Annotated in this window: 20 protein-coding genes; 11 read left to right on the forward strand and 9 right to left on the reverse strand. The window is 64.7% G+C overall.

The window, feature by feature from the left end; all coding sequences use genetic code 11:
- Positions 1 to 3: 3 nt before the first annotated feature.
- Positions 4 to 726 (reverse strand): UDP-2,3-diacylglucosamine diphosphatase, encoded by a 723-nt coding sequence (gene lpxH, locus ACQ4OD_RS07965; protein WP_102682322.1) that lies wholly within the window; start codon positions 724 to 726, stop codon positions 4 to 6.
- Positions 723 to 1,223, reverse strand: coding sequence for a peptidylprolyl isomerase (locus ACQ4OD_RS07970; protein ID WP_102682321.1), 501 nt, complete (start codon positions 1,221 to 1,223; stop codon positions 723 to 725). The genes lpxH and ACQ4OD_RS07970 overlap by 4 nt, the downstream gene beginning before the upstream one ends.
- Before the next feature lie 248 nt (positions 1,224 to 1,471).
- On the opposite strand from ACQ4OD_RS07970, the gene ACQ4OD_RS07975 reads away from it, so the two are divergent.
- Both ACQ4OD_RS07975 and cysS read left to right on the forward strand, forming a co-directional pair.
- A complete protein-coding gene (locus ACQ4OD_RS07975; protein WP_430944134.1) occupies positions 1,472 to 3,175 on the forward strand; it encodes a glutamine--tRNA ligase/YqeY domain fusion protein in 1,704 nt (567 codons plus the stop codon).
- Between the two features lie 9 nt (positions 3,176 to 3,184).
- Complete coding sequence (cysS, locus tag ACQ4OD_RS07980) at positions 3,185 to 4,567, forward strand: cysteine--tRNA ligase (RefSeq protein ID WP_430944135.1); 1,383 nt, start codon at positions 3,185 to 3,187, stop codon at positions 4,565 to 4,567.
- Positions 4,568 to 4,683: 116 nt separating this feature from the next.
- Here the strand turns inward: cysS and ACQ4OD_RS07985 are convergent, their stop codons facing one another.
- The 7 genes from ACQ4OD_RS07985 to ACQ4OD_RS08015 all read right to left on the reverse strand — a co-directional run bounded on the left by ACQ4OD_RS07985 (position 4,684) and on the right by ACQ4OD_RS08015 (position 9,622).
- On the reverse strand, positions 4,684 to 6,075 hold the full coding sequence (locus ACQ4OD_RS07985; RefSeq protein WP_430944136.1) for a sensor histidine kinase: 1,392 nt from the start codon (positions 6,073 to 6,075) through the stop codon (positions 4,684 to 4,686).
- Positions 6,053 to 6,733: a response regulator transcription factor gene (locus ACQ4OD_RS07990; RefSeq protein WP_038706001.1), complete on the reverse strand. Its 681-nt coding sequence runs from the start codon at positions 6,731 to 6,733 to the stop codon at positions 6,053 to 6,055. Before ACQ4OD_RS07990 ends, ACQ4OD_RS07985 begins: the two co-directional genes overlap by 23 nt.
- 172 nt (positions 6,734 to 6,905) lie before the next feature.
- Complete coding sequence (locus ACQ4OD_RS07995) at positions 6,906 to 7,925, reverse strand: branched-chain amino acid aminotransferase (RefSeq protein ID WP_430944137.1); 1,020 nt, start codon at positions 7,923 to 7,925, stop codon at positions 6,906 to 6,908.
- A gap of 125 nt (positions 7,926 to 8,050) precedes the next feature.
- On the reverse strand, positions 8,051 to 8,293 hold the full coding sequence (locus tag ACQ4OD_RS08000; RefSeq protein ID WP_198754554.1) for a hypothetical protein: 243 nt from the start codon (positions 8,291 to 8,293) through the stop codon (positions 8,051 to 8,053).
- A complete protein-coding gene (locus ACQ4OD_RS08005; RefSeq protein ID WP_139670920.1) occupies positions 8,290 to 8,769 on the reverse strand; it encodes a hypothetical protein in 480 nt (159 codons plus the stop codon). Before ACQ4OD_RS08005 ends, ACQ4OD_RS08000 begins: the two co-directional genes overlap by 4 nt.
- 134 nt (positions 8,770 to 8,903) lie before the next feature.
- Positions 8,904 to 9,257, reverse strand: coding sequence for a hypothetical protein (locus tag ACQ4OD_RS08010; RefSeq protein WP_110699731.1), 354 nt, complete (start codon positions 9,255 to 9,257; stop codon positions 8,904 to 8,906).
- Positions 9,254 to 9,622 carry a glyoxalase superfamily protein gene (locus tag ACQ4OD_RS08015; protein ID WP_046855821.1) on the reverse strand — a complete coding sequence of 123 codons (369 nt, stop codon included), beginning with the start codon at positions 9,620 to 9,622 and terminating at the stop codon, positions 9,254 to 9,256. The genes ACQ4OD_RS08010 and ACQ4OD_RS08015 overlap by 4 nt, the downstream gene beginning before the upstream one ends.
- Positions 9,623 to 9,905: 283 nt before the next feature.
- Between ACQ4OD_RS08015 and ACQ4OD_RS08020 the strand changes: the two genes are divergently transcribed.
- The 9 genes from ACQ4OD_RS08020 to ACQ4OD_RS08060 all read left to right on the forward strand — a co-directional run bounded on the left by ACQ4OD_RS08020 (position 9,906) and on the right by ACQ4OD_RS08060 (position 15,923).
- Complete coding sequence (locus ACQ4OD_RS08020; protein WP_198754557.1) at positions 9,906 to 10,739, forward strand: urease accessory protein UreD; 834 nt, start codon at positions 9,906 to 9,908, stop codon at positions 10,737 to 10,739.
- Between the two features lie 10 nt (positions 10,740 to 10,749).
- Entirely contained in the window at positions 10,750 to 11,052 is a 303-nt protein-coding gene (locus tag ACQ4OD_RS08025) for an urease subunit gamma (protein ID WP_139670924.1), read from the forward strand.
- A 10-nt stretch (positions 11,053 to 11,062) separates the two neighbouring features.
- Positions 11,063 to 11,380 (forward strand): urease subunit beta, encoded by a 318-nt coding sequence (locus ACQ4OD_RS08030; RefSeq protein WP_110699374.1) that lies wholly within the window; start codon positions 11,063 to 11,065, stop codon positions 11,378 to 11,380.
- A complete protein-coding gene (gene ureC, locus ACQ4OD_RS08035) occupies positions 11,377 to 13,080 on the forward strand; it encodes an urease subunit alpha (RefSeq protein ID WP_102682313.1) in 1,704 nt (567 codons plus the stop codon). Before ACQ4OD_RS08030 ends, ureC begins: the two co-directional genes overlap by 4 nt.
- 10 nt (positions 13,081 to 13,090) lie before the next feature.
- Positions 13,091 to 13,576, forward strand: a complete 486-nt coding sequence (gene ureE / locus ACQ4OD_RS08040) for an urease accessory protein UreE (RefSeq protein WP_430944138.1) — start codon at positions 13,091 to 13,093, stop codon at positions 13,574 to 13,576.
- Positions 13,577 to 13,595: 19 nt separating this feature from the next.
- Positions 13,596 to 14,141 (forward strand): HupE/UreJ family protein, encoded by a 546-nt coding sequence (locus ACQ4OD_RS08045; protein WP_110699368.1) that lies wholly within the window; start codon positions 13,596 to 13,598, stop codon positions 14,139 to 14,141.
- Positions 14,141 to 14,815, forward strand: coding sequence for an urease accessory protein UreF (locus tag ACQ4OD_RS08050; protein WP_198754559.1), 675 nt, complete (start codon positions 14,141 to 14,143; stop codon positions 14,813 to 14,815). Before ACQ4OD_RS08045 ends, ACQ4OD_RS08050 begins: the two co-directional genes overlap by 1 nt.
- Before the next feature lie 11 nt (positions 14,816 to 14,826).
- Positions 14,827 to 15,450 carry an urease accessory protein UreG gene (ureG, locus tag ACQ4OD_RS08055; RefSeq protein WP_102682309.1) on the forward strand — a complete coding sequence of 208 codons (624 nt, stop codon included), beginning with the start codon at positions 14,827 to 14,829 and terminating at the stop codon, positions 15,448 to 15,450.
- Between the two features lie 236 nt (positions 15,451 to 15,686).
- The gene (locus ACQ4OD_RS08060; RefSeq protein ID WP_139670928.1) at positions 15,687 to 15,923 is read left to right on the forward strand and encodes a hypothetical protein; all 237 of its coding nucleotides are present in this window, start codon (positions 15,687 to 15,689) and stop codon (positions 15,921 to 15,923) included.
- Positions 15,924 to 16,049 lie beyond the last annotated feature (126 nt).

The following is a 16,049-nucleotide window of genomic DNA, read 5'->3' on the forward strand; positions in this document are numbered from 1 at the left end:
GTTTCAGGAGAAGTCGAACGGGGCCAGCTGGAAACCCTGTTCATCAACCTGCAACGCCCAGCCACGCCGGTCCCAGTCGCCCAGCACGATACGCCGTGCCGGCTGGCCATCGACCACCAGCTTGTGCAGCGCCGGCCGATGGGTGTGGCCGTGGACCAGGGTGCGCACGCCGTGGGCGGCCATCACCTTGGGCACTTCCTCGGGGGTGACATCGACGATCTCGGTGCTCTTCATCCGTGTCTGCGAGCGGCTTTCGCTGCGCAGCTTGCGTGCCAGCTTGTGCCGCGTGCCCAGCGGCAGGTGCCGCAGGATCCACAGGGTCAGCGGGTTGCGCAGGTAGCGGCGCAGCTTCATGTAGGCCACGTCACGGGTGCACAGGGTGTCGCCGTGCATCAGCAATACCGCCTCGCCACCGAGCTCGACCACGCTGGGGTCGGCCAGCAGGGTGCAGCCCGCGGCGTCGCAGAACGCCTGGCCGATAAGGAAGTCGCGGTTGCCGTGCATCAGGTAGATCGCCGTGCCGCTGTCGCTCAGCCGGCGCAGGGCCTGGCAGATCGACTGCTGGAAGGGCGTCATCGCATCGTCGCCGATCCAGGCCTCGAAGAAATCGCCGAGGATGTACAGCGCCTTGGCGTGGCGGGCGCGGCCGTCGAGCAGATCAAGAAACGCCCGGGTAATGTCCGGGCGTTCTTCTTGCAGGTGCAGATCGGAGATCAGCAGTATCACTCAATGATCTCGGCTTTCTCGATGATCACGTCGTCCTTCGGCACGTCCTGGTGGCCGGCCTTGGAACCAGTGGCGACCTTTTCGATGGCGTCGACGATTTCCTTGCCTTCGATCACTTCACCGAACACCGCGTAGCCCCAGCCCTGGACGTTCTTGCCGCTGTGGTTGAGGAAGTCGTTGTCGGAGGCGTTGATGAAGAACTGCGCGGAGGCCGAGTGCGGCTCCATGGTACGAGCCATGGCAATGCTGTACTTGGTGTTCTTCAGGCCGTTGTCGGCTTCGTTCTGGATGCTGGCGCGGGTTTTCTTCTGGCTCATGCCAGCCTCGAAACCGCCGCCCTGGATCATGAAGCCCTTGATCACGCGGTGGAACACCGTGCCATCGTAGTGGCCGTCCTTGACGTACTGAACGAAGTTCTCGGTGGTCAGCGGGGCTTTCTCGGCGTTCAGTTGCAGGACGATATCGCCGTGGTTGGTGCTCAGTTTGACTTTGGACATGCTGAAAATTCGCTCTTTCAAGGCATTCGGGAAATAGGGTGCGCGCTGCGCTCGGACAACCTGACGCAGGATCAGGCAGCCGCGGCACACGCCACTGGGGCGCCATTGTGCCGGATTGTAGACCGCTGCGGCGACAAAACGCGCCACTTTGTCGGTGCTCCGGCTGTCAGCAGCTTGACTGCTTCGGCTATGATAGGCCCTTTGATTCAATCGGCCTACCCGGCCGGCTACCTGCATTCAAGGACACTATGAGCAAGCCCACTGCCGACAACGCGCCAAACGCCCCTGCCAAAGGCGCCCCCGCCGTCCCTGTGAACTTCCTGCGGCCGATCGTCCAGGCCGACCTGGACGCGGGCAAGCACCAGAGCATCGTCACCCGTTTCCCGCCGGAGCCCAACGGCTACCTGCACATCGGCCACGCCAAGTCGATCTGCGTCAACTTCGGCCTGGCCAAGGAATTCGGCGGCGCCTGCCACCTGCGTTTCGACGACACCAACCCGGCCAAGGAAGACCAGGAGTACATCGACTCCATCCAGCGTGACGTCAAGTGGCTGGGCTTCGAGTGGGCAGGCCCGGTGCGCTATGCATCCGACTACTTCGACCAGTTGCACGCCTGGGCCGTGGAGCTGATCAAGTCGGGCAACGCCTACGTCTGCGACCTGACCCCCGAGCAGGCCAAGGAATACCGCGGCAGCCTGACCGAGCCAGGCAAGAACAGCCCGTTCCGCGAGCGCAGCGTCGAGGAGAACCTCGACCTGTTCGCCCGCATGAAGGCCGGCGAGTTCAAGGACGGCGAGCGCGTGCTGCGTGCCAAGATCGACATGGCCTCGCCGAACATGAACCTGCGCGACCCGATCCTGTACCGTATCCGCCATGCCCACCACCACCAAACCGGTGACAAGTGGTGCATCTACCCGAACTACGACTTCACCCACGGCCAGTCGGACGCCATCGAAGGCATCACCCACTCGATCTGCACCCTGGAGTTCGAAAGCCACCGTCCGCTGTACGACTGGTTCCTCGACAAGCTGCCGGTGCCGGCGCACCCGCGCCAGTACGAGTTCAGCCGCCTGAACCTGAACTACACCATCACCTCCAAGCGCAAGCTCAAGCAACTGGTCGACGAAAAGCATGTCAGCGCCTGGGATGACCCACGTATGTCGACCCTGTCGGGCTACCGCCGCCGTGGCTACACCCCGGCTTCGATCCGCAACTTCTGCGAGATGATCGGCACCAACCGTTCCGACGGCGTGGTCGACATGGCGATGCTCGAGTTCAGCATCCGTGACGACCTCGACCGCACCGCGCCGCGCGCCATGTGCGTGCTGCGCCCGCTGAAGGTGGTCATCACCAACTACCCCGAGGGCCAGGTCGAGCAGCTCGAACTGCCGCGCCATCCGAAGGAAGACATGGGCGTGCGCGTGCTGCCGTTCGCCCGCGAGCTGTACATCGACCGCGACGACTTCATGGAAGAGCCGCCCAAGGGCTACAAACGCCTGGAGCCGGCCGGTGAAGTGCGCCTGCGCGGCAGCTACGTGATCCGCGCCGACGAGGCTATCAAGGACGCCGAAGGCAACATCGTCGAGCTGCGCTGCTCGTACGACCCGGACACCCTGGGCAAGAACCCCGAAGGCCGCAAGGTCAAGGGCGTGATCCACTGGGTGCCGGCTGAAGGCAGCATCGAGTGCGAAGTGCGTCTGTACGACCGTCTGTTCCGCTCGGCCAACCCAGAGAAGACCGAAGACGGCGGCACGTTCCTCGACAACATCAATCCCGATTCGCTGCAGGTGCTCAGCGGTTGTCGCGCGGAACCTTCCCTGGGCCAGGCCCAACCGGAAGACCGCTTCCAGTTCGAGCGCGAAGGCTACTTCTGCGCCGACCTGAAAGACTCCCAGCCGGGTCGCCCGGTGTTCAACCGCACCGTGACCCTGCGCGACTCGTGGGGCAGCTGAGGAACCTTCGTGCTTACCATCTACAACACGCTGAGCAAGACCAAGGAAGTTTTCAAGCCGCTGGACGGCAACAAGGTGCGCATGTACGTGTGCGGCATGACCGTGTATGACTATTGCCACCTGGGCCACGGCCGCAGCATGGTGGCCTTCGACCTGGTCACCCGCTGGCTGCGCAAGAGCGGCTATGAACTGACCTATGTGCGCAACATCACCGACATCGACGACAAGATCATCAACCGGGCCAACGAGAACGGTGAGTCGTTCGACGCGCTGACCGCCCGAATGATCGACGCGATGCACGAGGACGAGCGCCGCCTGAGCATCCTCAAGCCGGACCTGGAGCCGCGTGCCACCGACCATATCCCCGGCATGCACGCGATGATCCAGACCCTGATCGACAAGGGTTACGCCTACGCGCCGGGCAATGGCGACGTGTACTACCGGGTCGGCAAGTTCGTCGGCTACGGCAAACTGTCACGCAAGAAGATCGAAGACCTGCGCATCGGCGCGCGTATCGAAGTCGACGAGGCCAAGCAGGACCCGCTGGACTTCGTGCTGTGGAAGGGCGTCAAGCCCGGCGAGCCGTACTGGGATTCACCGTGGGGCCCGGGCCGTCCGGGCTGGCACATCGAGTGCTCGGTGATGTCCACCTGCTGCCTGGGCGAGAGCTTCGACATCCACGGTGGCGGCAGCGACCTGGAGTTCCCGCACCACGAGAACGAGATCGCCCAGAGCGAGGCGGCCACCGGCAAGCAATACGCCAACGCCTGGATGCACTGCGGCATGATCCGCATCAATGGCGAGAAGATGTCCAAGTCCTTGAACAACTTCTTCACCATCCGCGACGTGCTCGACAAGTACCACCCGGAAGTGGTGCGTTACCTGCTGGTGGCCAGCCACTATCGCAGCGCGATCAACTACTCCGAGGACAGCCTGCGCGACGCCAAGGGCGCGCTCGAGCGTTTCTACCATGCGCTGCGTGGCCTGCCGCGCGTGGCTGCCCAGGGTGGCGAGGCGTTCGTCGAGCGCTTCACCGTGGCGATGAACGACGACTTCGGCACGCCTGAGGCCTGCGCGGTGCTGTTCGACCTGGTGCGCGAGATCAACCGCCTGCGTGACAGCGACCCCGAGGCCGCCGCCGGCCTGGCCGGTCGTCTGCGCGAGCTGGGGGATGTGCTGGGTGTATTGCAACTGGAAGCCGATGACTTCCTGCGCGCCGGTGCAGAGGGCAAGGTCGATGCCGCCGAAGTGGAGGCGCTGATCCAGGCGCGTCTGCAGGCGCGCACCGACAAGAACTGGGCCGAATCCGACCGCATCCGCGACCACCTGGCCGCCATGGGCGTGGTGCTGGAAGACAGCAAGGGCACCACTACCTGGCGCCTGGCTGACTGATCGCCAGAGGGGCTGCTGCGCAGCCCTTTCGCCGCGGTGGCTTCTACATTCAGGCCATGCGCGGTCCCTGTGGGAGCCGGCTTGCCGGCGAAAGGGCCGCAAAGCGCCCCCTCTCTTTATTGAGCAACCCCAGCCAATGGGCAGTGCAGCACCAATCTCGCTCCACCCAGCTCGCTGGCCCCCACTTCCAGCCCGAACCCATGCAGGTCGACAATCGCCGCGACGATCGACAGCCCCAGCCCGAACCCCGCGTGGCGATGGCCTTCCTCGCTGCGGTAGAAGCGCTTCAACACCGCCTCGCGCTCATCCGCCGGGATCCCCGGCCCACTGTCCTCGACTGCAATATGCACGCCGGCCTCGTACTCGCTGGCGACGATACGCACCTGTCCGCCTTCGGGGGTGAACTTGATGGCATTGCCCACCAGGTTGGCCAGGGCTTCGAACAACAACTCCCGGTCGCCATGCAGCGCCGCCAACTGCGCAGGCTGCTCCAGGTGCAGGCGAATACCGCCATCCTCGGCCAGCGGCAGGTAGAAGTCATGAAGCTCCACCAGCAACCCCTGCGGGTCGAGCCGGACGAAGCCGGCGCGGCGCTGGCGGTCTTCCAGTTCGCTGATGCGCAGCAGGCCGCGAAAGCGTGCCATCAGCGTGTCGGTCTCGCCAATCGCCTGGTCCAGCGCCGCGCCTTCAGCGGAGTCGCTGCTGCTTTGCTGGCGGATGCGGTAGAGCTGGGCGCGCAGGCGTGTCAGTGGCGTGCGCAGGTCGTGGGCGATGTTGTCACAGACGCCCTTGACCTCGTGCATCAGCCGCTCGATGCGGTCGAGCATGGCGTTGACGATGGCGGCAAGCATGTCCAATTCGTCGCGCCGGGCCGACAGGGGCAGGCGGTGGGTGAGGTCACCGGCGACGATCAGCTCGGCCTGGGCCTGGATTGCGCGGATGCGCTTGAGCGGCCGGCGCCGCAGCAGGTACCAGCCGGCAAAGCCAGGGATCAAGGTCAGCGAGATACCCCAGAGCAGGGCATCGAGGATGATTCTTGTCACCACGAACAGCGAGCCGTTGTCGCGCACCAGCACCAGCCAGCGACCGTCCTGCACCTTGATCGCCACGGCATCGCAGCTGTCGCGGGGCAGGTGGGGGTCGTCGGCGTCCAGGCATCGCTTGAGCTCATGGACCTTGCCGTCAAGACCCAGCTCCGAGGGTATTGCACGGATGCGCCCGCCGATCGGGTTGAGCTGGGCGTCGAACAGGCCGTAGGCGTCGAAGCTGCGTTCCTCGAAGGCCTGGCTTGCCACCAGCGCGTCGTCCAGCTGTTTGCCGCTCATGTGGGCGAACAGGTGCTGGCGTTGCAGCATCGAGTGGCGGGTGAGCTTGTTCAGGTAGCTGGTGACCTCGAAGTACAGCACCCCCATGAGGATGCTGCTCCAGGCCACGAACAGGAAACTGTACAGCGCCAGCAGACGGCTGGTGGAGGAGCTCCAGCCCTTAGACGGGTTCGGCAATGGCATAGCCGGAGCCCCGCACGGTGCGAATCAGCGGGTTCTGGCCGGGCGAGTCGATTTTTTTGCGTAGGCGGCCGATGTGCACGTCGATCAGGTTGGTGCCAGGGTCGAAGTGGTAGCCCCAGACCTCCTCGAAGATCATCATCCGGGTGATCACCTGGCCGGAGTGGCGCATCAGGTACTCGAGCAGCTTGTACTCGGTGGGCAGCAGGTTCAGCGCCTGTTCGCCGCGGCGGGCTTCGTGGCTGATCAGGTCCAGCTCGAGGTCGGCGACCTGCAGGCGGGTCTGGGTCATCGGCACGCTATTGCGGCGCAGCAGCACCTCGACCCGGGCGGCCATCTCGTCGGAGGCGAACGGCTTGGTCAGGTAGTCGTCACCGCCGGCGCGCAGGCCGCGCACACGCTCGTCGACGTCCGACAGCGCACTGATCATCAGGATCGGCGTGGCGATCTTCAGGTTGCGCAGGGTGGTGACGATGGTCAGGCCGTCGACCTCGGGCAGCATGCGGTCCAGGGTGATCAGGTCGTAGCCGCCGGCGATGGCCTTGGCCAGGCCTTCACGGCCATTGTCGGCCCAGTCGACTTCCAGACCGTGGCTGGACAGTTCGGCGACGATTTCCTGGGCGGTGACAGCGTCGTCTTCGATGGTCAGTACGCGTGGCATGCTGGTTCCTGGGCGGCGAGTGGAGACCTGATTGTGCCAAAGAATAGACAACCGGCGATTTAAGAAAAATTCATCTACGCAATACTGCCGTGGCTGACCGGGCGATGGCTCAGCAGTAAAGAAAAAGGGGCGTGCTATTGCTGGCACGCCCCTTTCTCATGACGGCACAGGCTTAAACGACCTTGACGATCCAGCCCGCTGGCGCCTCGACGTCACCGCTCTGGATGCCGGTCAGCTCGGCGTACAGCTTTTGCGTCACAGGGCCGACTTCGGTTTCGCTGTGGAATACGTGCAGCTTGCCGTTGTACTGGATGCCGCCGATCGGCGTGATCACCGCGGCGGTACCGCAGGCACCGGCTTCGACGAAACGGTCGAGCTTGTCGATTTCCACGTCGCCCTCGATGACCTTCAGGCCCAGGCGCGATTCGGCCAGTTCCATCAGCGACAGGCGGGTGATGCCCGGCAGCACCGAGACCGACTTCGGCGTGACGAATTCGTTGTTGGCGGTGATGCCGAAGAAGTTGGCCGAACCGACTTCCTCGATTTTCTTGTGGGTCAGCGGGTCGAGGTAGATACAGTCGGCGAAGCCGGCTTTCTTGGCTTCATAGCCTGGCTGCAGGCTGGCCGCATAGTTGCCGCCGACCTTGGCCGCGCCGGTGCCTTGCGGGGCGGCACGGTCGAAGTCGGAGATGAGGAATTTGTGCGGGGTCATGCCGCCCTTGAAGTACGAACCGACCGGGATGGCGAAGACCGAGAAGATGAACTCGGGGGCGGTGCGCACGCCGATGTTGTCACCGGTGCCGATCACGAACGGACGCAGGTACAGGGCGCCTTTGCCGTGCGGTGGAACGAATTTTTCGTTGGCCTTGACTACCTGCTTGCAGGCTTCGATGAACTGTTCGGTCGAGACGCGTGGCATCAGCAGGCGGTCGCAGCTGCGCTGCATGCGCACGGCGTTCTGGTCGGGGCGGAACAGGTTGATCGAACCGTCCTTGCAGCGGTAGGCCTTCAGGCCTTCGAAGCACTGCTGGCCATAGTGCAGGGCGGTGGAGCCTTCACTGATGTGCAGCACATTGTCTTCGGTCAGGGTGCCCTTGTCCCACTCGCCGTTACGCCATACGGACAGGTAACGTTTGTCTGTCTTGATGTAGTCGAAACCCAGCTTGTCCCAGTTAATGCTTTCGTTACTCATGACACCCTCATTGCTCTTGCCCGAACACGGCGGGCTGCTTTTATATGCGCACCCCGCCACCTTAATACATCCGGCGCGGATCGGGAACGGCCAGTCACACAATCCGCCGGGCGTGTACGTTCGGGTCAGTCGCTGTCGTGATGACGATTACGATGAACGAACAGGCCTGAGCCTGTGCAGAACAGAAATGTTACCCACATGGACAATTCCACGCCCAGGTACAGACCATGAGGAAGGAACCGCCAAATCAGCACACCTGCGCCAAGCAGAGACAGCCCAGCCCATTTGCGTACCTTTGCAGCGCGAAGGTTGTGGTAGAGCACGGCTGCTGCAAGTATGAGCAGCGCCGCGGCGATGAAGGCATTCATGGGTGCGCCTGGATGATAAGCGATTGGCTTGACCGTTGCGGCCCGATTCCTCCGCTGACACTCGCCTCTACGTGTACCATCCTGTCGCCCATGTGGTAAGTCGGTAACCTGCTGCTTGCCAGTGGGCCGATGGCCACCCCCAGCGCGGCACCGGTTATTGGCGCGACCAGGCCGACAGGTACGCCAATAGATGTGCTGATTAGCGCACTGACGTGCCCGCGTTGGTCATTCAGTGCATCGGCTTGTTCTCTGGTGAGCGCCATAGAGATCGATACCCGAACTTGGCATGGACCCTTCGTCTGCATACGGTCGTAGACCTGTATCAAGGTTTCTGTCACTCGATAGCTGGCCTGCCGAGCGCTCGTGAAATCAAGCATTGCAAGCTTTGCGCGGTCTGCTGGATGAATAGTCAGTTCATGAACATCAAGCACGATGCCGCGGTTGGCGATGACTTGATAGGTTTTCTCGAATTGCACTGTGACTTCCCTTTCGTTGCTGGGGCGTGTTTCCCAGGGCCTGACAGTGAAAGGTTTTTGCAGTTGAACGAAGCTCCGTGCTTCCGAATTGGTTGTGGGATTCTTCTGTAATTTTACCCGTGCGAGGGCTGGCCTCAGCGCAAGCGCCGGTTCCAGTCCCCGCCATGATCGCGCCAGCAGGCTTCTTCGCTGTCGAAACGCACATGCCAGGCCACATGGTCCAGCGCGATCCCCGCGTCGCTCAGCGCCTGGCCAGTCAGCGCGATCATCCGTGCCTTGTCCGTGCCGGCCAGCGCGCGAGCCTTGTCGGTGTCGTCGGTGAACACCCAGGTGATGCGCAGGCTGGCGGGGAAGTCGTTGAGGTCCACCTGGTGGGTGAGCCAGGCGAAACCGACGATCTCGCCCTGAGCAGTGGCGCAGGCTTCGGTCAGGCAGGCGACCATCTCCCGCTCCAGGCGCGCCAGTGCACGCTTGCCGCTGGCCATCAGACGTTGTCGATCTGCTGGCAGAAGCGCAGGCGGTTGCCGAACGGGTCGGCAACCTGCATTTCCAGGCCCCAGTCGACCGCCTCGGCCTGCGGGCGGGCGTAGCCGTAGCGCTTGGCCAGCAGTTCGCGCTCCAGCGCCTTGAGGTCCTCGACCCGGGCAAACACCGCCGAGCCCGGCGTGGCGTCGCCGTGGTGCTCGGACAGGTGCAGGATCAACCCATCGCGGTGGATCTGCATGTACAGCGGCAGGTCCGGGGCGAAGCGGTGTTCCCAATCGAGCTGGAAACCCAGGAAATCAAGGTAGAACTCCCGGGCCTTGTCGACCGAGAAGATCCGCAGAATCGGAATGGCGGGGGCGAATTGCATGGGGGCATCCTTGGCTCGAAAAAGGGCAGGGTGGTCACTTTAGCCTACTTCGCCACGCCGGCAGGCACTTGAATTGCGCGTCCGGGCGCAGCCGCTCTGGCCCGCAGCCTTGCGGCATGACTGACGGTTCGAAAGTTTCATCATCGTTCATCTGCGCAGTTGGCCCGCTCCCTGCTATATCCCTCCAGCGAATATTGATCGAGTGGTCAGCCCGGCGCGCCCGCAAGCGCCCCGCGCAGGGCCCTCATCCGGCCGTCAGGCCATGGATTTCAGGGGTTTGAGGATGTCGTTGGCGCAGCAGATCGACCCACCGCAGGCAGACCCGGGCTGGAGCGCCCACCTGCAGTTGCGCTTCGTCCAGCGCGATGACGTGACCCGCCTTGGTGCGCGGCGTCATGTCGGACCTCTTTTGGTGCAGCGGCCGTTCTATCCGGAGGGTGCGCCATGCCATGTCTATGTGCTGCACCCGCCAGGGGGCATCGTCGCCGGCGACCGCCTCGAACTTGATGTCCACCTCGAGCCCGGCAGCCATGCCTTGCTGACGATGCCCGGCGCGAGCAAGTTCTACCGCAGCATCGGCCCCACCGCACGGCTCGCCCAGCGATTTCACCTCGCCGCCGGCAGCACTCTGGAATGGCTGCCGCAGGACAGTATCTTTTTCAATGGCGCCCGCGCCTGCCTCGACAACTGTTTCAGCCTTGAGCCCGGCGCGCGCCTGCTGGCCTGGGAGACGCTGTGCCTGGGTCGCCCGGTGATGAACGAGCGCTTCGAAGAGGGCGCGCTGGACAGCCGCCTGCGCATCGAACTGCCCGGCGACCCCGGCCTGCACGAGCGCCTGCGCATCGAGGGCGGGCAGCTGGGCAAGGTGGCCGGGCACCCGTTGCTCGCCACCTTCTGCGCAGCGCCCGCCGACTCAGCGATGCTGGAGCGGGTGCGTCAGGTTCTCGACGAACTCGACACCCCAGCTGGCGCGACGCTGCTCGGCTCACTGCTGGTGATCCGCCTGCTCGACCACGACAACCAACACCTGCAACGCAACCTGCAGCGCCTCTGGCACCTGCTGCGCCCGGCCGTGCTTGGCCTGGCGCCGTGCCCGCCGCGCATCTGGGCCACCTGAGAGAGCCGCCATGGAGCTGACCCCGCGAGAGAAAGACAAACTGCTGCTGTTCACCGCCGCCTTGCTGGCCGAGCGGCGCTTGGCCCGTGGCCTGAAACTGAACTACCCGGAGGCGGTGGCGTTGATCAGCGCCGCGGTGCTCGAAGGCGCCCGCGATGGCCGCACGGTCGCCGATCTGATGAGCCTGGGCCGCGAGGTGCTGGTGCGCGAGCAGGTGATGGCCGGCGTGCCGGAAATGCTGCACGACGTCCAGGTCGAAGCGACCTTCCCCGACGGCACCAAGCTGGTGACCGTGCATGAACCCATCGTTTGAGGAGGCCGGCATGATTCCCGGAGAAGTCCAGGTCGCCGCAGGCGACATCGAGCTCAATGTCGGCCGCCAGAGCGTCAGCGTCAGCGTGGCCAACCATGGCGACCGCCCGGTGCAGGTGGGCTCGCACTACCACTTCTACGAAGTCAACGACGCCCTGGTGTTCGAGCGCGAGCCGACCCGGGGCTTTCGCCTGGACATCCCGGCCGGCACCGCGGTGCGCTTCGAACCGGGGCAGGCGCGCACCGTGCAACTGGTGGCCTACGCCGGCAAGCGCGAGGTGTACGGCTTTCAGGGCAAGGTGATGGGCGTGCTGGAGGGCAGGGCATGAGCCGCATTTCCCGGCAGGCCTACGCCGACATGTTCGGGCCTACCGTCGGTGACCGCGTGCGCCTGGCCGACACCGCGTTGTGGGTGGAGGTGGAGAAGGACTTCACGATCTACGGCGAGGAGGTCAAGTTCGGCGGCGGCAAGGTGATCCGCGACGGCATGGGCCAGGGCCAGATGCTCGCGGCCGAGGCCATGGACCTGGTGCTGACCAATGCGCTGATCATCGACCACTGGGGCATCGTCAAGGCTGATATCGGCGTCAAGCATGGCCGTATCGCCGCCATCGGCAAGGCCGGCAATCCTGATGTTCAGCCCGGCGTCACGGTACCGGTAGGGCCGGGCACCGAGGTGATCGCCGCCGAAGGCAAGATCGTCACCGCCGGCGGCATCGACTCGCATATCCACTTCATCTGCCCGCAGCAGGTGGAGGAGGCGCTGACCAGCGGCGTGACCACTTTCATCGGCGGCGGCACCGGGCCGGCCACCGGCACCAACGCCACCACCTGCACCCCGGGGCCCTGGTACCTGGCGCGCATGCTCCAGGCCGCCGACTGCCTGCCGATCAACATCGGCCTGCTGGGCAAGGGTAATGCCTCGCGGCCCGAAGCCCTGCGCGAGCAGATCGCCGCTGGCGCCGTGGGCCTCAAGCTGCACGAGGATTGGGGCTCGACGCCTGCCGCCATCGACTGTTGCCTCGGCGTGGCCGAGGAAATGGACATCCAGGTGGCGATCCATACCGACACCCTCAACGAGTCGGGCTGCATCGAGGACACCCTGGCCGCCATCGGCGATCGCACCATCCATACCTTCCACACCGAAGGGGCGGGCGGCGGCCACGCGCCGGACATCATCCGCGCGGCGGGCCAGGCCAACGTGCTGCCGTCCTCGACCAACCCGACACTGCCCTACACCGTGAACACGGTGGACGAGCACCTGGACATGCTCATGGTCTGCCACCACCTGGACCCGAGCATCGCCGAGGACGTCGCCTTCGCCGAGTCGCGCATCCGCCGCGAGACCATTGCCGCCGAGGACATCCTCCACGACTTGGGCGCCTTCGCCATGACCTCGTCCGACTCCCAGGCCATGGGTCGGGTCGGTGAGGTGGTGCTGCGCACCTGGCAGGTGGCGCACCAGATGAAGCTGCGCCGCGGCCCGTTGGCCCCGGACAGCAGCTACAGCGACAACTTCCGGGTCAAGCGCTACATCGCCAAGTACACCCTCAACCCGGCGCTGACCCACGGCATCGCCCACGAGGTCGGCTCGGTGGAGGTGGGCAAGCTGGCCGACCTGGTGCTGTGGGCGCCGGCGTTCTTCGCGGTCAAGCCAGCGCTGGTGCTCAAGGGCGGGATGATTGCCACGGCGCCGATGGGCGATATCAACGGCTCGATCCCGACCCCGCAACCGGTGCACTACCGGCCGATGTTCGGCGCCCTGGGCGCGGCCCGGCATGCCACGCGCATGACCTTCCTGCCCCAGGCCGCACTGGACCGTGGCCTACCCGAGCAACTGAAGCTGCAGAGCCTGATCGGTGTGGCCCACGGTTGCCGGCGGGTACGCAAGGCCGACATGGTCCACAACACCCTGCAACCGCTGATCGAAGTCGACGCGCAGACCTACCAGGTTCGCGCCGATGGCGAGCTGCTGGTGTGCGAGCCGGCGCACGAGTTGCCGCTGGCGCAGCGTTATTTCCTGTTCTGAAGGAGCGAACATGATTGTCCTCACCCGTCGGATCACTGAGTCCGAAGCCATCACCGGCACCGTCACCCTGGATGTCGACAGCCGCATCAAGAGCCGCCTGCGCGTCACCCTGGACGATGGTCGCGAGGCTGGGCTGATGCTCGAGCGCGGCCATCTGCTGCGAGGCGGCGAACTGCTGGCCGATGCTGAAGGCCAGCAGGTCATTCGCGTGCTCGCTGCTCCCGAGACGGTCTCGACTGTGCGCTGCGCCGATCCGCTCCTGCTGGCCCGCGCCGCCTACCACCTGGGCAACCGCCACGTACCGCTACAGATCGAGCCGGGCCTGTTGCGCTTCCAGCACGACCATGTGCTCGACGACATGCTGCGTGGCCTGGGGCTGGAGGTGGTGGCCGAACAGGCACCGTTCGAGCCCGAGGCCGGCGCCTACCAGAGCGCATCTCACAGCCATTCCCACGGCCATGACCACCCGTTCGTGCGCCTGCCAGCCCATTCCTGACCTCACCCTGGAGCCCACAATGAAAAAGACGTTCGCCCTGGTACTGCTGATGGTGGCCTTGCCGGCCTTCGCCCATCCCGGCCATGACAGCAACCCGTTGCAGGATGGCCTGCTGCACCCGCTGACCGGCCTCGATCACTTGCTGATGCTGCTTGGCACCGGCGTACTCGCCGCCCTCACGCGACGCAACCTGACCTTGCCATTGGCGACCCTGGCCGCGATGTTCGGCGGCGCGGTGTGTGGCCATCTGTTCGGCGATGTGGTCGGCATGGAGCAGATGATCCTCGGCTCGCTGCTGGTGGCCGCCGCCGCCATGCTGTTGCCGAGCCGTCAGCTGCTGCTGTCGCTGATCATGCCGGTATTCGCCCTGTTCCACGGTTGGGCCCATGGCGTGGAAGCCACCCCCAGCGCGTTCTGGCAGTTCAGTGCCGGTTTCGTCACGGTCAGCGGCCTGCTGCTGGCGGCGGGCTTTGGCGTCGGTTGCCTGCTGCGGCGCCATGCCGGCCTGCAGAAGGCCTTCGGCGGCGGTCTGCTGGCGGGCGCTGCGCTGGTGCTGGCCGGCTGATGCACAGCGACCTGGCGCTGCTGCGCTTGCTGCAGTTGGCCAGCCCCGGCTTGCCGGTGGGCGGCTTCACCTACTCGCAAGGCCTGGAATGGGCCGTGGAAGCCGGTTGGGTGAAGGACGCCAAAGGCTTCGCCGCCTGGCAGCGCGAGCAGTTGCACGACACCCTCGGCTACCTCGACTGGCCGTTGCTGGCGCGCCTGTACAAGGCCTGCCAGGCGGACGATGCCGACGCCTTCGCGCACTGGAGCCAGTTTCTTTTGGCCAACCGCGAGACCGCCGAACTGCGCCTTGAGGAACGGCAGCGCGGCAGCGCCCTGGCACGTCTGCTCGATGGCTGGCAACTGGGGCAGGAGCCGGCCTGGCGCGCCAGCCTTGAGCTCAGCCAGCTGGGCGGCATGGCCTGGCTTGGGGTGCACTGGTCGATCCCGCTGCGCCAGCTCGCCCTGGGCCATGGCTTTGCCTGGCTCGAAGGCGCGGTGATGGCGGGGGTGAAGCTGGTGCCGTTCGGCCAGCAGGCCGCCCAGACCCTGCTGCGCGACTTGGGCGAGGAACTGCCTGCCGTGCTCGATCATGCCCTGACCCTGGACGACGAACAGCTAGGCGGTAGCCTGCCATTGCTGGCCATCGCTTCGTCGCGCCATGAAACCCAATACACCCGTTTGTTCCGTTCCTGAGGACTGCCACGATGCAAAACTACCAGCAACCCCTGCGTGTCGGCGTCGGCGGCCCGGTCGGCTCCGGCAAGACCGCGCTGCTCGAAGCCCTGTGCAAGGCCATGCGTGATCACTACCAGATCGCCGTGGTGACCAATGACATCTACACCAAGGAAGACCAGCGCATCCTCACCGAAGCCGGGGCCTTGGAGCCTGAGCGTATCGTCGGCGTCGAGACCGGCGGCTGCCCGCACACGGCGATCCGCGAGGACGCCTCGATGAACCTGGCCGCCGTCGAGGCGCTGGCGCGCCAGTTCGGCAACCTCGAGGTGATCTTCGTCGAGAGTGGCGGGGACAACCTCAGCGCCACCTTCAGCCCGGAACTGGCCGACCTGACCATCTATGTGATCGATGTCGCCGAGGGCGAGAAGATCCCGCGCAAGGGCGGGCCGGGCATCACCAAGTCGGACTTCCTGGTGATCAACAAGACCGACCTGGCGCCCTATGTGGGGGCGTCGCTGGAGGTGATGGAGCGCGACACCCGACGCATGCGCCCGGAGCGGCCGTGGACGTTCAGCAACCTGAAGAAGGGCGAGGGGCTGCAGGCAGTGATCGATTTCATCGTCGAGCGCGGGATGCTGGGGGTTGGGCGGTAGAGGGCAGCAGCCGTGAGGCCGAGCGCAGCCCGCGCGGCCTCACGGCGGCTGGCCCGGTACCTGGCGCCGACATGTCCTCCAGTACTATTTCCCACAAGCTAGCGGAGTGCTTTAAAGCGGCGAAGTGGTCTTTTCCTAACGCTGCCTGGGATGAATGACAGATAGAGTCTGTCGGGCTGCAGGAGAAAATGCTTCGTCTGCGCTAATGAAACCAGAAATTACTGTAAGGACACTGTATGAAAAAGGTTGTATCGGCCGCGTTGCTGGTATCTGCAAGCTTGACCCAGATAGCCTATGGCAATGAGCCGGAGAGCTCTCCCAAGGGCGCTTCACCGTTTTTCCAAAGCAGCATTGCGCAGAAGACGCTGCAGGTTGCCGCCACGTTCATCGGTGACGTTGGATCAAGCGTATGCCCGGCCGGGACGGCTCGAAGTTCAGCCGGCGACTGTCAGCCTCCTATTGAGTTCGACTGATGTAACTCGGGGTGGGCAGCTCAGTGAAATGGCGAACATAACTGCATTCCCCTCAGGGCCGCAGCGATTGGCCAATGCATTGAAGTCAAAGAGAACCGTCTCATCTACACCCGCATCAGCGTGCTC

The sequence above is a fragment of the Pseudomonas sp. WC1 genome (assembly GCF_050586565.1).
In the GTDB taxonomy this organism is placed as follows: domain Bacteria; phylum Pseudomonadota; class Gammaproteobacteria; order Pseudomonadales; family Pseudomonadaceae; genus Aquipseudomonas.

Coding starts and splice junctions, on each gene's coding strand:
- ACQ4OD_RS07970 (WP_102682321.1), bottom strand. CDS start 1,223: ATGTCCAAAGTCAAACTGAGCACCAACCACGGCGATATCGTCCTGCAA.
- ACQ4OD_RS07975 (WP_430944134.1), top strand. CDS start 1,472: ATGAGCAAGCCCACTGCCGACAACGCGCCAAACGCCCCTGCCAAAGGC.
- ACQ4OD_RS07985 (WP_430944136.1), bottom strand. CDS start 6,075: ATGCCATTGCCGAACCCGTCTAAGGGCTGGAGCTCCTCCACCAGCCGT.
- ACQ4OD_RS07990 (WP_038706001.1), bottom strand. CDS start 6,733: ATGCCACGCGTACTGACCATCGAAGACGACGCTGTCACCGCCCAGGAA.
- ACQ4OD_RS07995 (WP_430944137.1), bottom strand. CDS start 7,925: ATGAGTAACGAAAGCATTAACTGGGACAAGCTGGGTTTCGACTACATC.
- ACQ4OD_RS08000 (WP_198754554.1), bottom strand. CDS start 8,293: ATGAATGCCTTCATCGCCGCGGCGCTGCTCATACTTGCAGCAGCCGTG.
- ACQ4OD_RS08015 (WP_046855821.1), bottom strand. CDS start 9,622: ATGCAATTCGCCCCCGCCATTCCGATTCTGCGGATCTTCTCGGTCGAC.
- ACQ4OD_RS08020 (WP_198754557.1), top strand. CDS start 9,906: ATGTCGTTGGCGCAGCAGATCGACCCACCGCAGGCAGACCCGGGCTGG.
- ACQ4OD_RS08025 (WP_139670924.1), top strand. CDS start 10,750: ATGGAGCTGACCCCGCGAGAGAAAGACAAACTGCTGCTGTTCACCGCC.
- ACQ4OD_RS08030 (WP_110699374.1), top strand. CDS start 11,063: ATGATTCCCGGAGAAGTCCAGGTCGCCGCAGGCGACATCGAGCTCAAT.
- ureC (WP_102682313.1), top strand. CDS start 11,377: ATGAGCCGCATTTCCCGGCAGGCCTACGCCGACATGTTCGGGCCTACC.
- ureE (WP_430944138.1), top strand. CDS start 13,091: ATGATTGTCCTCACCCGTCGGATCACTGAGTCCGAAGCCATCACCGGC.
- ACQ4OD_RS08045 (WP_110699368.1), top strand. CDS start 13,596: ATGAAAAAGACGTTCGCCCTGGTACTGCTGATGGTGGCCTTGCCGGCC.
- ACQ4OD_RS08050 (WP_198754559.1), top strand. CDS start 14,141: ATGCACAGCGACCTGGCGCTGCTGCGCTTGCTGCAGTTGGCCAGCCCC.
- ureG (WP_102682309.1), top strand. CDS start 14,827: ATGCAAAACTACCAGCAACCCCTGCGTGTCGGCGTCGGCGGCCCGGTC.
- ACQ4OD_RS08060 (WP_139670928.1), top strand. CDS start 15,687: ATGAAAAAGGTTGTATCGGCCGCGTTGCTGGTATCTGCAAGCTTGACC.